This is a genomic window from Halorubellus sp. JP-L1 (assembly GCF_011440375.1).
Lineage (GTDB): Archaea > Halobacteriota > Halobacteria > Halobacteriales > Natrialbaceae > Halorubellus.
In genome coordinates, this window is the sequence record NZ_JAAOIR010000001.1 from 627,060 (window position 1) to 641,145 (window position 14,086).

Sequence of the window (14,086 nt, forward strand, 5' to 3'; positions counted from 1 at the left end):
CGGTGGCGGCGTCGCGTGCCGCGAACCGACTGATGGTGACCGAGCCGGTGCGTGCCGCGAACCGACTGATGGTGACCGAGCCGGTGCGTGCCGCGAACCGACTGATGGTGACCGAGCCGGTGCGTGCCGCGAACCGACTGATGGTGACCGAGCCGGTGCGTGCCGCGTGACGACGTGTTTTAGTACGGGCGCTCGAACGGGCGGACAATGACGCAGGGAGGCGACTCGGGGGACCCGTTCGAGGCGTTCGCGAAGGAGGTTGGTGCGGAGTCAGTCGAGCGCGACCGGCAGCGGTCCGTAGTCGTCGTCGGGGGCGCGATGGCGGGGCTCGCGGCGGCGTACGCGTTCTCGCGCCTGGAGTGGGACGTGACGCTCTACGAGCGCCAGCGGTTCGACGAGAAGCGCGTGAACTGCGGGGAGGCGATGACGGACGTGACGCGCATTCCGCTCGCGAAGACGCCCGAGAACGGGTTCGCGAACGACACGCCGGCGTTCGAGGTGCAGGTGTTCACGGGCGATGAGACGGATCGGTCGCTCGCGGGGTCGGGGCGGTTTCCGGCGTCGCGAGCGTACGTCACGGACCGCGGACTCGTCGAGCGAGCGTGGGCGAAGCGACTCCGGGACGACGGCGTCGACGTCCGCGACGGGACTGGCGTGACGAAGGCGCAGTTCCGCGAGTTCGAGGGGACAGCGGACCTCGTGGTGGACGCGACCGGCCAACCCTCGATGGCGAGCAAGGTAGAGGGGCGGACGAGCGAGTACGCCGGTGCGATGACGGCGTTGAACGCGGACGTCGAGGGCGACTTCGCCGACGTCTACCCGGATTCGCGCATCGTCTTCGAGAACTACCTCGGGTACTCGTGGGTGTTCCCCAAGTCCGAGTCGCGTGCGAACGTCGGGATCGGGTGGGCGCAGGATCGACAGCCCGACGACTACATGGCGGCGTTCGAGGCGGCGTGCGAGCGCAACGACTGGCCGGTGCCGACGCGCGAGCAGGCGAACGTCTACACGATCCCGCGCGGCCCGTCGCTCGAACCGTCGCGGGCGTGGTTGCCCGAGCGGAACGTCGTTCGCGTCGGCGACGCGGCAGGGATCGCGAACCGATTCACGGGGAAGGGGATCTCGCAGGCGATCGAGTCCGCGTACCTCGCGGCCGTGCACGCGGCGACGGACTCGCTCGCCTCGTACCACGAGGCCCTCTATTCGCGGCTCCGCGACGAGTACCGGCTCGCGTACGTCGTCCGTGGCGCGCTCGAGGACGGCCGACCGGACATCCTCTCCGGCGTCATGCAGGCGGTCTCGGGCATCGACGTGGAGGACGTCGACCGGAGCCCGCGGAAGGCGTTCGCGCGCCTCGCGCGCCACCCGCTCCTGGTCGCACGGATGCTCGGGAGCAGGCCGATGCTCGGGCGAGCGTACCGCGCGTGGACGGACGACTGGGAGTACCGACACCTCGACGGAGCCCAGTGAGGGAGCACCAGCAACTCGACGGAGCTCGGTGTGGGCGTTTCGGGAGGCGTCCGCGACCGGGGTGGAAAAAGGTACCGCGGTGGGTTCAGTCGTCGCCCGGTGCTGCCTGTTGTTGCTCGACGTACTCGACGATCTCCGCGGTCTCGCGCTCGAACTCGTCCATGTCGATCTCGGTGCCGTGGAGGACCGTCGAGAAGTACCTGACCGTGCTCGCCACGCCGATCGCTTCAGAGAGCTCGTCGTCGGTCACGCCCTCCATCTTCGACTCCGCCCGGTGGAAGTGGACGCAGTACGGGCACTGGATGGCCGCCGCGGCCCCGAGCCCGACGAGCGCCTTCTCTCGCGTCGGTAGGTCGGTCTCGGACAGTTCGAGGTCCCGCATCATCCCCCAGGCGTGGTCCGCCGCCGACTCGGGGAGCGCCTCGATGAAGCTCGGGACCTGTCCGATGTACTCTTCCAGTTCGCTGCGTGTGTGCTCGGATACCATGGTGTGTTTCTCTCGTCCGTGGGCGTCTCGTCCTCGTCGCTCGTCGTCGACGAACAGCGACGCCCGTGTCAACGTCTCGCACGAGATATCTTAGCGGTACCTGAGAGGAACGACCGGTTTCGTTACCAGCGACGACGCGGAACCCGACGAATTGCACCCACTCTACGGACGCCGAGGAGTCGACGCGGTGTCGACGGGAGGACGCCGACTATTCGACGACCGCACGCTCCCGCAAGACATTACCGCGACGACGGCGAACTCACGACCGCGTGCCTCAGTCCCCGCCCCAGTAGACCCGGCAACCGGGTGCGATGACGGTGCGGAGAACCCGGGCACGCGACATCCGGCACGAGAGTGCTCGTTGGCCGCGTACGGCCCGCCCGGCACGAGGGTTTCCCGGCAGACTCGGCACGCCGCCAGGGATGACGTCGGTCGTTAGTGTTCCGGGCGAACATTCTACCGTCACTGAAGATACGTCTCTACCGTGTCGACGACGGTATCGACGAACTCCTTCGTGACCCGGCCCTGCCACGCAACCAGGTCTTCGATACGGGGTGAGTGAACCGCCCACGGAGAGACGAACGATTCCCGCGGTACACCACCGGTTTTCCAAACGTCGGATTGCAAAGGAACCGAATCGCCGTACTCCTTCGTCGAGATTGCGACAGCAACGTACTGTTCGTCACCGAATGGATGCGATTCGTTGTTGACTATCAGCCACGGCCGTTGACTGTCTTCGCCCAGTTTGAACGGATCCGAACTCCTGACGACGTCTCCTCGTTCCGGGTCCATCTATTCGTTTCGTTCGCTGGGATGCGGTTCGTCCGGAGCGACTGCGTCCCACTCGTCGGGGTCGATTCCTCCATCGTCATCGTCGAACCGTTCCGTAGTCGAGTGGAGGGCATACGCGTCCGCCACCCGTTCGAGGTCGTTCGTTATCGCCCAGTACTCTCCCTTGTGTCTGACGAGATCGCGCTGCTTCAGCCGTGAGAGGGCCGTTCCGACCGTGTTCGGATCCTCGCCGATGCCGGTGGCAATTTCCGAGCGGGTAAACGCTTGGTCCCGATTTGCATATAAATATGCGATCACTTGTTCCGGCACGCTTGGGCCGCTTGGGAGCTTCCCGGTTTCGAACTCCTCGATGCGAACGGGCATATCATGTACTTGGAGTGCCAACGTAATCAATGTACTGACGTGCTTCAGTCTCGATCGGAAGTATACCGGAACTTGCCCAGTATTGACTCCGGTCTACTTTCACCACCTCTACAGATGGGCAAGGCGAGTGCCTCGGGGCTCGACCCCGACGCGGTTCAGTAGTAGATTCTCACCCGGTAGTGTTCCGGGCGAACAACCGACGCTGCGCGCGACAGCGCCGATCGCCGTCATCGAGGGCTCCCTGGTCCCCCGGCGACGAGTGCGGCAGCGCCTTCGCCTGCGGTTGCAGGCAGAATCGGTTTTCTCCGCCGACGAGTGCACGCCGTATGGTAGCTCACTGCACAGTCCGGCGACCGGAAGCCGACGGTCACTACACGAACGTCCGACGACGGGTAGCGAGGGGCAGATGACCGACCGACACGCGCCGGAGGGCGGGCACTGGAGCACGTCCGATCGCACGGACGGCGCATCGAAGAGCCGACTCGCGAGGCGAGCGACGTCCGTCGCGTTCGGCAGCGCCTTGCTCCTCGCCGGCCTCAGACGGCGGACGCTTCGGGGTGCGGCGATGGCGCTCGCGGGAGCGGGCCTGGTGGCCCGCGGCCTCCGCGGACTGCTCCGCGCCGAGTCGCCGACCGAGTCCGGATCCAGCCACGAAGTCGGGACCGAGGGCTGGGACGAGACGCCGGATGGAACGAAGGCCAGCCGCTCGGTCACCGTCGACAGGTCGGCCGAGGAGCTCCACGAGCTCTGGCGCGACCCCACCAAACTGTCCGAGATCATGGGGCACTTCGCGGACGTGACGCCGCTCGGCGACGACCGCCTCCGCTGGAGCGTCGACGGCCCACGTGGCCGCGAGTTCACGTGGGAGACGCACGTCGTCGAGGACGAGCCAGGAGAGCGCATCCGCTGGGAGACGCCCGCGGACGCGACGGTCCCGAACGAAGGATCGATCCGCTTCCACCGCGCGTCCGGCGGCCGGGGGACGGTCGTGACGCTCGCCGTCGAGTTCCACCCCCCGGGCGGTGCGCTCGGGACGGCGGCACTCGAGCGACTCGACGTGGTCCCCGAGGCGCTCGTCGCCACCGCCCTGGACCGATTCAAGAGCCTCGCCGAGAGCGACGAGATCCCGACGCGAGAACGGAACCCCTCGGGTCGCGGGTCGGGTGACCTGGTGTGAGCGACGCGACGATGCGAGCGCTCACGTGGCACGGGAAGCGAGACGTCCGCGTCGAGGACGTCCCGAGGCCGGAGGTCGTGAACCCAAGCGACGCCATAATCGAGATCACGGCCACCGCGATCTGTGGCTCGGACCTCCACCTCTACAACGACAACGTCCCGTCGATGCGCGAGGGAGACATCCTCGGGCACGAGCCGATGGGCGAAGTCGTCGAAGTCGGGCCGGACGTCGAGAGCCTCGAAGTCGGCGACCGCGTCGTCGTCCCGTTCACGATCAGCTGTGGCGCGTGCTGGTTCTGCGAGAACGACCTCTACTCGCTGTGCGACAACTCGAACCCGAACGCCGAGATCGCTCGCAAGATGATGGGCCACTCCCCGGCCGGCCTGTTCGGGTACTCGCACATGATGGGCGGGTACGCCGGCGGGCAAGCGGAGTACCTCCGGGTGCCGTACGCCGACGTCGGCCCGATAGCGGTCGACGCCGACCTCCCCGACGAGCAGGTGCTCCTCCTCTCGGACGTCCTCCCGACGGGGTACATGGCGGCGGAGAACGCCCAGATCGAACCAGAGGACACCGTCGCGGTCTGGGGGTGCGGGCCCGTGGGCCAGTTCGCGATCCAGAGTTCGTGGCTGTTCGACGCGAATCGCGTGATCGCGATCGATCGCTGGCCCGAACGTCTCGAGATGGCGCGCGAGCACGGCGACGCGGAGACCATCCACTACGAGCACGAGGACGTCTACGACCGCCTGATGGAGATGACCGGCGGTCGCGGCCCGGACCGCTGCATCGACGCGGTCGGGACGGACGCGCACGGTACGGGCGTCGTCGACGCCACCGACCGCGTGAAGCGGAGCGCGAAGCTCGAGGACGACAGACCGTACGTCCTCCGCGAAGCGATCAAGTGCTGTCGGAAGGGCGGCACGCTGTCGATCCCCGGCGTCTACGTCGGGCGCGCCGACAACGTCCCGATCGGTGCGATGATGAACAAGGCGCTGACGATACAGACGGGTCAGACGCACGTCCAGCGCTACCTCGACCCGCTTCTGGACCAGATCGAGTCGGGGAATATCGACCCGTCGTTCGTCGTGACGCATCGCGCGTCGCTCGAGGACGGCCCGGAGATGTACCGGAAGTTCAACGACAAGGAGGACGGCTGCATCAAGGTCGTGTTGACGCCGTAGCGATCCGCCCTCGTGGCCTCGAGGCGACCGGAACCCGGCCGCGACCGCCGTCGATGCCACATTCTTGTGGCCGGCAGTCGTAGAGGCCTACACGATGACCTACGACGCCGTCGCCGACCTCGAACTCCGGATCGACGACTACGACCTCGAGCGGTACGAGCGAGACACGTCCAGCGGGTTCACGCGGACGACGACCGTCGTCGTCCTGCACGGCGACGGCGAGACGGGCCGCGGCGAGGACGTCACGTACGAGACCGACGCGCACGACGCGTTCCACGCCGAGGCCGACCCGCTCGACGTCGCCGGCGAGTACGCGTTCGACGAGTTCTCCGCGCACGTCGACGATCTCGACCTCTTCTTCGGCACCGAACCCGACCAGGACGTGTTCCGTAACTACAGACGGTGGGCGGTAGAGAGCGCGGCACTCGACCTCGCACTCCGACAGGCGGACGCGAACCTCGCCGAGCGACTGGACAGGACGTACGATCCCGTGCGGTTCGTGGTCAGTACGCGCCTGGAGGACCCGCCGACGGGCGACCGCGTCCTGGCGTGGCTCGACCGCAACCCCGACCTCGAGTTCAAGCTCGACCCGACCTCGGACTGGACGGACGCCGTCGTCGACCGCCTCGCGGCGACCGGCGCCGTCCGCACCCTCGACCTCAAGGGCCAGTACCACGGAACGACCGTCGACCAGCCCGCCGACCCCGACCTCTACGAGCGCGTCGTCGACGGGTTCCCGGACGCGCTCGTCGAGGACCCGGCGCTGACCGACGAGACGCGACCGGTGTTCGACGGCGAGGAGGCACGCGTCACGTGGGACTACCCGATCCGGAGCGTCGAGACCGTCGAGGACCTCCCATGGGAGCCCGAGTGGCTGAACATCAAGCCCTCGCGGTTCGGATCCGTCGAGGCGCTCCTGGACACGCTCGACTACTGCCGCGGGCACGACATCGACTGCTTCGGTGGCGGCCAGTTCGAGCTCGACGTCGGCCGCGAGCACCTACACGCGTTCGCGTCCCTGTTCTATCCCGACTCGCCGAACGACGTCGCACCGAGGGCGTACAACGACCCCGACCCGAGCGGCGACCTCCCCGAGAGCCCGCTCGCGCCGCCGCCGGACCCGCGCGGACTCGGCTGGGACTGAGGCAGACCGCGGTCGTCCGATCGCGGCGTCGCCACCGTCGTCTGGCGTTCGCCTGCTGCCGGTACTCACCGCGTCGCGGCGGCGTCGATCCACTCCGCGACGTCCGCGACGACGCGTTCGCTGACGTTCCCGCCGAAGTAGAGGCTGACGGGCGTCCACGGCTCGTGCGCAGGCTGCAACAGGTGAGAGAGCCCCTCGTAGAGTTCGACACGGCTGCCGGCCGGGAGGTCGGCCGTCCGCCAGCCCTCGTGGTTCTTCCGGAGGAACGCGTCGATCTCGGGTTTCTCGTCGGGGTCGACGACGTGCGTGTTCGCGACGAACACCGGAGCGTCGAGGTCGCTCGCGGTGGCGGTCGGGTCGTACGCGAGCAGGCTCCGGAACCACGACCCGGGACGACCCATGAGGGTCTCGTCGTCGTCGAACTCGCCGGCGTTGAGTCGCCGGTACGTCTCGCGGTCCTCCTCGAGTTGCGCCTGCTGCTCTTCGTCGAGGTCGCCGTCGCGGTCGAACTCGTACTTGATGATGTCGGCGTCCTCTGGGTCGAGTATGGGACGCGGAGGGCCGTCGAGGTTCACGATACCGGCGACGTCGCCGTAGCGCTCTGCGATGCGAGGCGCGGCCATCCCGCCCTGGCTGTGGCCCGCGACGAACAGTGCGTCGTCGTCCACTCCCTCGACAGCGGCGAGCGCGTCGAGCGCTGCGACGGCGTCGTCGACGACCACGCGGTCGAGCGTGTACTCGTCGTCGGGGACTTCGTGCTCGGCTTGCCGGTTCGCGTACCGGAGCGTGGCGATGCCCTCGGACGCGAGCCCCCACGCGACGTCCCGGAGAAGCTTGTACGCCCCGTCGCCCCCGTCGGGGTCGTGCATGCCGGCGCCGTGGACGAGTACGACCGCCGGGAACTGCCCCTCGCCCTCGGGCACCGTCAGGACGCCGTCGAGTTCGACGTCGCCGGCGTCGACGGTGGTCTCGCGCTCTGTGAACGCATCCCGGTCGGCGTACGCCGGCGGCTCGTAGCTCGGGTCGAACGAGAACCCCGCGACACCGTCGTCGGCGACGCAGACGGTAGCGGTTTCGGTGCCGTCCGCGAACGCGAACTCGACGGTCGCCTCGTCGTCCACGACCGACGCGTCCACGCCCTCGGGGTCGCCGTACAGGCTGTGGAGCCCGAACCAGTACGCCTCCAGCGCGTCCGCGGCGTCCATCTCCGCCTCGCCAAACTCCGCCGGGAACGAGTCGACGACGGCGTCGCGGCCGTCGTCGCTGAGTGATGCAGCGGCGTCCTCGAACGAACCGTCGAGGAACAGCGTCGCGAACTCGCGCACCGTCTCCGTCGACTTGCGCGTTCGTGTCATCCCACCCTGGAACTCATCGGACGGTGGACAAATAACTTGCTGGACGGGACCGGTCAGAGGCCGGCGACGTCCTCGATGGCGTCCGTGAGCTTCTCGATGGAGTCCCGGTCGTGCTCGCCCATGTGCCCGATCCGGAACGTCTCCTCGCCGAGCTGGCTGCCGTAGCCGTTCGAGAAGACGTAGTCGTACTCCTCGCTGACCCCCTCGATCGTAGCGGCGACGTCGATCCCCTGCGTGTTCTCGATGCAGGACACCGTCTGGGACTCGTAGCCCGCCTCGGGGAACGTATCGAAGTGCTCGCGAGCCCAGTCGCGCGTGTACTCCGCCATCTCGCGGTGACGCTCGCTTCGCTCCTCGTGGCCCTCCTCGAGCATGTGCTTCATCTGCTCGCGGTACGCGAGCATGACGGGGATCGCGGGCGTCGAGTGCGTCTGGCCCTTCCGGTCGTAGTAGTCGATCGTGCGCTGGAAGCCGCCGTACCACGACGCCGAGTCCTTCCCGACCTCGCGCGAGTACGCCTCCTCGCTGACCGCGCAGACCGCGAGCCCCGGCGGCATCGCGAACGCCTTCTGGGACGACGCGAAGATAACGTCGATGCCGTGCGCGTCGATGTCGACGTGGTCGCCGCCGAGCGCGCTGACCGCGTCCACGACGAAGTACGTCTCCGGGTACTCCGCGACGACGTCACCGATCTCCTCGATCGGATTGCGGACGCCCGTCGAACTCTCGTTCATCACGGTCGCGACGACGTCGTACTGCTTCTCGCTCGACTCGAGGACGTCGCGGACGTCCTCCGGCTTGATGGCGTCGCCCCACTCGTACTCGAGGCGGTCGACGTCCTTCCCGAGGCGCTCGGCGACGTTCGCGTGCCGTTCGCTGAAACTCCCGCACGTCGGCACGAGGATGTTCTCGTCGACGAGGTTGAGCGTGGACGCCTCCCAGAACTCGGTGCCGGAAGCCGTGAGGATAACGACGTCGTTGTTCGTGCCGAGGAACGCCTTGGTGTCCTCGACGATGGTCGTGTAGAGGTCCGTCATCCGGTCCATCCGGTGTCCGAACATCGGCTGTGCCATCTCCTCGATGACGTCCTCGCGCACCTCGGTCGGACCGGGGATGTACAGCGTCTTCTCGGGGTAGTCCTCGGCGTATTCGCGTTTCTCCATGTGGGGTGCCACCTACTACGCGGACCTGCGTCGCCGGGGCGCATGGTAGTTGTGATACCGGCCCATGTGGCGACCGCCAGCGACGGCGTCGAGAGCGGCGGCCTCCGACGGGATACTTACTCTTCGACGAGCTGGATGATGTTCCCGTTCGAGGTGACGTGGAGGTCGCGGCCGAGCTTGTAGCCCTGACTGCTCGCGAGGTCGACGTACCCCGAGAAGCCCTTCATGTCCTGGTGGGCGGGGATGACGTTCTGGGGCTGGAGTGCCTGCAGCATCTCGTAGTGGCCTTCCCGCGAGAGGTGGCCGGAGACGTGGACGTCGTCGTAGATGCGAGCGCCCTGCATCCCGAGCAGGTTCTCGGACTGGTAGCGCTGGCCCTCGTTCGTCGGCTCCGGGATCACGGTCGCACTGAAGATGACCTTGTCGCCCTCGCTCAGTTCGTACGGCGTGTCCGCGCGACCCATCCGCGTCAGCATCGCGCGGGGCTCGCCCTGGTGGCCGGTGACGACGGGCAGGAAGTTCTCCTTGCCCTCGTTCATGATGCGCTGGAACGTCCGCTCGATGCCCTGGCGGCGACCCTGCATCTCGACGTCCGGGAAGTCGACGCCGTCGAGTCGCGACGCGGCCCCCGAGTACTTCTCCATCGATCGACCGAGCAGGATCGGTTCGCGGCCGATCTCTCGAGCGAACTCGACGAGGCTCTTCACGCGCGCGATGTGCGAGGAGAACGTCGTCGCGACGATTCCGCCGTCGAAGTCCTCGACGCTGTAGAGGACGTCCTTCAGTCGTTCCCGGGCGACGCTCTCGCTCGGCGTGCGGCCCTTCTTGTTCGCGTTCGTGCAGTCCTCGATGTAGCAGAGGACACCGTCGCCCTCGCGACCGATCTCGCGGAACCGTTCCATGTCGATCGGGTCGCCGATGACGGGCGTATGGTCCATGCGCTTGTCCAGCCCGTACACGACGGCGCCCTCGGGCGTGTGTAGCACGGGGTTGATGGCGTCGATGATCGAGTGCGTGACGTTCACGAACTCGAGCTCGACCTGCCCCGAATCGCCGATCGTCATCGTCTCGCCCGCTTCCATCTCCACGAGGTCGTTCTGGGTGTCGAACTTGTTCTCGTCCTCTATCTCGTCGCGAACGAGCTCGATCGTGAACGGCGACGCGACGACGGGGGCGTCGTAGCGGTGCGCGAGCTTCGAGATGGCGCCGATGTGGTCGAGGTGGCCGTGCGTCGGCACGATCGCCTTGACGTCGCCCTCGAGGTCGCTCATGACGCGGTCGTCCGGGATCGCCCCCATGTCGATGAGGTCCAGGCTGTGCATCTGTTCGGTACGGAGGTCGTCGTGGATGAGGACCTTCGACAGGTTCAGGCCCATGTCGAAGACGACGATGTCTTCGCCCGCGCGGACCGCAGTCATCTGCCGACCGACTTCCTCGTAGCCGCCGATTGTCGCAATTTCGATTTCCATAGGTATGTGTCCGCTCGACGCTATCCCAGAACCCGTTTCGGGATCGCCTGTGGGGAGGAGAGCAGGACGAACGAGCACAGCGTCAGCGGCCGGTTCGGTCCGGCGTCGACAGTTGCCTCACCTCGTCCTTCTCGGGGACGACGCGCGTTACGGTTACGTGCACGTAACGCACCCCGACGTAAGTAGTATCCGGAAGCGTTCGTCGAGGAGCGACCGTCGCTGGCGTCCCCCGATGGCGCTCGGTCGCTGGATCGAGGGGGTCGCAGCGAGAGTCAGCGCGTGCGGTGTCTGTCGACCGGCTGCCCGTACTCGACGTCGACGGTCCCCGGTGTCGGCTGCGAGAGCCAGAGGACGCCGTCTGCGAGCGCGGCGATCTCGTCGACGGTCGCCTGGTCGTGCGCGGTGTAGTCGATGCCGAGCAGGCAGACGCCGCCGTTCGTTCGCATGCCGACGAGCCGCTCCAGGACCGCGCGAACGCGCTCGGTGGGTGTCGACTCGAGGATCGGCGTCAGCGAGCGGACGACGAGGTGCCGGTCGGTGTCGGCCGCGATGGGGTGGTCGGTGAGGTCCGAGAGCGCGACTGCGAGCCGTTCGAGGTCGCCGGGCGCGGGCGTGAAGATCGTCGGGACCTCGTCGTAGACGGCGTCGAGCGACTGGACCTCAGACGCCGTGTCGACGACCTCGAGGTTCGCGTCGTGAGCGTCGGCCGAATCGGACGCATCGGTCGCATCGGCGGCATCGGCCGCGTCGGCCGAATCGGACGCATCGGTCGCATCGGCGGCATCGGCCGCGTCGGTCGCGTCGGCCGCATGGGCCGCGAAGTAGTCGTACGTCTCGATGGCGCGACTCGCGCTCTCGGCCGTGGTCACGATGACGGCCGTGTCGTCGGCTTCGACCACGTGCGAGAGCGCCTGCAGTCCGAACGCGAATTCGGCGGGGCGTCCGGGGCAGGCGACGAGCAGCGTCTGGCCGTCGGCGAGCGTGTTCGGGAGACTGTCCGGGGAGACGACCGGCAGAGCTTCGAGAGCGCGATCGTCGGACGGCATCGGTCACGCACCTCCGTCCGCGAGGACGCGTCCCGCGGAGTCGGTCGACGTGCGACGCGCGGCCAGTTCGATTCGATCGGTCGACGGACGTGAGCGTGGGTCGGTCATGAGTGGTGGACACGTGTGTTCGAGTCCCGTCGCGGGAGACCACCGCCACCGGAGCGGACCGGCGATCGAAGCGGTACGTCGCAGAGAGATGAGCTCGCCGGGCCGCGAGCCCACCGATGGGCTACCGGAGAAAGGACGGGACACGCCCGGTTTCTCCCCGAAACTATCGCCGGTCGGAGTATATACGTTTCGTTCGGGTCGGTGCAGGCTCCGCTTTCGTTCGAGTCGGTGCGGGCTCATCGGCGTCCAGTACGCACGCGTCGGCGGACGCCGACCGGGGAACCGATCGGCGCAGAGAGCGAGCGGAGCCAGCGGTTGAAACCCCAAGCACTAAGCGGTGCCCAGTGCAACCGTGGCGTGTCCCTGGACGAGTAGCGAGGCGTCCACCCAGTACGAGGCGAGTCGCCCGATGAAGCCCACGTGGCCGAGGGCTGGAAACGCCACCGCAGCGCGCGAGTGCGTCGCTGCTGGAGACCGTTGACCCGCGCTAGCCATCGCGGGACTGCACGACTCGTCGGTCCGTCCGGTGCGGCCGGCGCGGACCAACCTGCTGTTCGGCGTCGCCGATCGCGCGGTAACGAGTCGGTACCGTCGCGCCTTCGACGTCGACCGTTCGAGAAGGGGACGAAGAACTTTCCTCGTCGATGTGGTGGCTAGTGACATGGGTTCCACGACGGACTTCGACAGCGACCGGCGTCGACAGATCTACGAGTACGTCGAACGGAACGGCGCCGTCGACCCGGAGACGGCGCGACGGAACCTCCTCGTCCAGGCGCCGTCGAACTCGAAGCCGGCGCGCTCGGGCGCGGAACTCGACCCGTCAATCCCGATGCCGCCCGGCGTGTTCGCGGAGCACGTCGCCGGACTCGAGGACGAGGGCTACCTCGCGGAGCGCGACGGGAAGCTCAGGGTCGCGCACCCCGTCGAGGCCGACGCGACGACGGTCACGGTCGAGGACGTCGAGGACGACGGCATCGAGGACGCCGAGGCGACGGTGCGCGCCGCAGTACAGGAGGACATCGAGGGCATCGTCGACGTGGTCGAGACCATCGCCGTGGCGGACGAGTACGTCGTCGCGTCGCGGCTGGCGTCGGACGTGACCCGAGAGGAGGTATTGCTCAGGCAGAACGACCGCGAGGACCGCGTGTTCTTCGTCGCGACCGTCGACGACGAGATCGTCGGGTGGCTGCACGTCGAGGCCGTGCAGGTGCCGATGATGGACCACACCGCACAGCTGACCGTCGGCGTCCTCGAGGCGTACCGCGGGCACGGTATCGGGTCGACGCTCATGGAGCACGGGCTGGACTGGGCGCGCGACCGCGGGCTCCGGAAGGTGTACCAGAACGTGCCGGCGTCGAACGAACGCGCCATCGCGTTCCTCGAGAACGCGGGCTGGGCGGTCGAGTCGACGCGCGAGGACCACTACTGCATCGACGACGCGTTCGTCGACGAGGCCCAGCTCGCGATCTGGCTGGAGTAACTCGCGACGGAAAGTTGATCGACCAGTGGTAGCAAGGGGTTACGGGTCGCGACGGGGACGGCTCGTCCCCGTGAACGATCGTCGCGCGAGCGTCCGAAGGGCATCGTCGGGTTCCGGTAGCGGTCGTGTATGGCGATGAACGCTCTGTGGGCTATTTTCCCCGTCGGAGCGTCCGTCGACGTATGTCGGACGATCCAGTACGACGTCGCACGGTTCTGCGAACGCTCGGGGCGAGCGCAGCAGCGGGTACCATCGGCCTCGCCGGCTGTTCCGGCCCCAGTGACGGGAACGGGGAAGGAAACGATGGCGGGGCCGAGAATGGCGACGGTGCCGGTGACGCCACCGAGACGGACGCCGGCGACACCGAGACCGACGGTGACGGGGACGAAACCGGGACCGACGGCAACGGTGGCGACGGAGTCGCCGGGTCGGAGTACCCGGACCTGGACGAGTGGCTGACGACCGAGAGCGTCGGCGCGGCCGCCCCGAACTACGACGGGTCGGTCGTCGACGAGCGCGACGCGGACGCGCTCGAGATCGCCGTCGGCGCGGGCGAGAACGGACTGGCGTTCGACCCGCCGGCGGTCGTCGTCTCCACGGGGACGACGGTCACGTGGGAGTGGACCGGCGAAGGGGGCGCGCACAACGTCGAGGCCGAACCCGGCGAGCAGATCGACGCGTCCGACTACGAGTTCTCCTCCGGGGACCCCGTCGAGAGCGACAGCGAGACGTTCGAGCAGACGATGGATTCCGCCGGCGTCGCGCTCTATCACTGCGAGCCACACCTCTCCGTCGGCATGAAGGGCGGCGTCGCGGTCGAGTGAGCCATCGAGCGAGCGCGCCCGCGCTCC

At 67.8% G+C, this 14,086-nt stretch carries 14 protein-coding genes; 7 read left to right on the forward strand and 7 right to left on the reverse strand.

The genetic code is table 11. From position 1 onward, the window contains the following. Positions 1 to 2: 2 nt before the first annotated feature. Together G9C85_RS03200 and G9C85_RS03205 are read left to right on the forward strand one after the other, a co-directional pair. Complete coding sequence (locus tag G9C85_RS03200; RefSeq protein WP_166036851.1) at positions 3 to 170, forward strand: hypothetical protein; 168 nt, start codon at positions 3 to 5, stop codon at positions 168 to 170. A 37-nt stretch (positions 171 to 207) separates the two neighbouring features. After that, the gene (locus G9C85_RS03205) at positions 208 to 1,470 is read left to right on the forward strand and encodes an NAD(P)/FAD-dependent oxidoreductase (RefSeq protein WP_193570592.1); all 1,263 of its coding nucleotides are present in this window, start codon (positions 208 to 210) and stop codon (positions 1,468 to 1,470) included. Positions 1,471 to 1,555: 85 nt separating this feature from the next. On the opposite strand, the gene G9C85_RS03210 is transcribed toward G9C85_RS03205, so the two are convergent. From G9C85_RS03210 to G9C85_RS03220, 3 genes are all read right to left on the reverse strand, one after another. Then, positions 1,556 to 1,957 (reverse strand): carboxymuconolactone decarboxylase family protein, encoded by a 402-nt coding sequence (locus G9C85_RS03210; protein WP_166036852.1) that lies wholly within the window; start codon positions 1,955 to 1,957, stop codon positions 1,556 to 1,558. A 462-nt stretch (positions 1,958 to 2,419) separates the two neighbouring features. Next, positions 2,420 to 2,749 carry a hypothetical protein gene (locus tag G9C85_RS03215; protein WP_166036854.1) on the reverse strand — a complete coding sequence of 110 codons (330 nt, stop codon included), beginning with the start codon at positions 2,747 to 2,749 and terminating at the stop codon, positions 2,420 to 2,422. Next, entirely contained in the window at positions 2,750 to 3,112 is a 363-nt protein-coding gene (locus G9C85_RS03220; protein WP_166036856.1) for a hypothetical protein, read from the reverse strand. It abuts the gene before it with no gap. 406 nt (positions 3,113 to 3,518) lie between these two features. On the opposite strand from G9C85_RS03220, the gene G9C85_RS03225 reads away from it, so the two are divergent. The 3 genes from G9C85_RS03225 (at position 3,519) to G9C85_RS03235 (ending at position 6,614) form a co-directional block, all read left to right on the forward strand. Further along, positions 3,519 to 4,289, forward strand: a complete 771-nt coding sequence (locus tag G9C85_RS03225) for an SRPBCC family protein (RefSeq protein WP_166036858.1) — start codon at positions 3,519 to 3,521, stop codon at positions 4,287 to 4,289. Positions 4,290 to 4,300: 11 nt separating this feature from the next. After that, positions 4,301 to 5,470, forward strand: a complete 1,170-nt coding sequence (locus G9C85_RS03230; RefSeq protein ID WP_166038929.1) for a zinc-dependent alcohol dehydrogenase — start codon at positions 4,301 to 4,303, stop codon at positions 5,468 to 5,470. Positions 5,471 to 5,564: 94 nt separating this feature from the next. Further along, positions 5,565 to 6,614 carry a hypothetical protein gene (locus G9C85_RS03235; protein ID WP_166036860.1) on the forward strand — a complete coding sequence of 350 codons (1,050 nt, stop codon included), beginning with the start codon at positions 5,565 to 5,567 and terminating at the stop codon, positions 6,612 to 6,614. A gap of 65 nt (positions 6,615 to 6,679) precedes the next feature. Here G9C85_RS03235 and G9C85_RS03240 read toward each other — a convergent pair whose 3' ends face one another. From G9C85_RS03240 to G9C85_RS03255, 4 genes are all read right to left on the reverse strand, one after another. Beyond that, on the reverse strand, positions 6,680 to 7,969 hold the full coding sequence (locus tag G9C85_RS03240) for a S9 family peptidase (protein ID WP_166036862.1): 1,290 nt from the start codon (positions 7,967 to 7,969) through the stop codon (positions 6,680 to 6,682). Between the two features lie 53 nt (positions 7,970 to 8,022). After that, the gene (locus tag G9C85_RS03245) at positions 8,023 to 9,132 is read right to left on the reverse strand and encodes an alanine--glyoxylate aminotransferase family protein (protein WP_166036865.1); all 1,110 of its coding nucleotides are present in this window, start codon (positions 9,130 to 9,132) and stop codon (positions 8,023 to 8,025) included. A 116-nt stretch (positions 9,133 to 9,248) separates the two neighbouring features. After that, entirely contained in the window at positions 9,249 to 10,601 is a 1,353-nt protein-coding gene (locus G9C85_RS03250) for a ribonuclease J (protein ID WP_166036867.1), read from the reverse strand. Between the two features lie 272 nt (positions 10,602 to 10,873). Further along, complete coding sequence (locus tag G9C85_RS03255; RefSeq protein ID WP_166036869.1) at positions 10,874 to 11,647, reverse strand: hypothetical protein; 774 nt, start codon at positions 11,645 to 11,647, stop codon at positions 10,874 to 10,876. A gap of 769 nt (positions 11,648 to 12,416) precedes the next feature. Here G9C85_RS03255 and G9C85_RS03260 point away from each other — a divergent pair. Both G9C85_RS03260 and G9C85_RS03265 read left to right on the forward strand, forming a co-directional pair. Then, the gene (locus tag G9C85_RS03260; RefSeq protein ID WP_166036871.1) at positions 12,417 to 13,235 is read left to right on the forward strand and encodes a GNAT family N-acetyltransferase; all 819 of its coding nucleotides are present in this window, start codon (positions 12,417 to 12,419) and stop codon (positions 13,233 to 13,235) included. A 182-nt stretch (positions 13,236 to 13,417) separates the two neighbouring features. Next, on the forward strand, positions 13,418 to 14,059 hold the full coding sequence (locus G9C85_RS03265; protein WP_166036873.1) for a halocyanin domain-containing protein: 642 nt from the start codon (positions 13,418 to 13,420) through the stop codon (positions 14,057 to 14,059). The last annotated feature ends 27 nt before the right edge of the window (positions 14,060 to 14,086 follow it).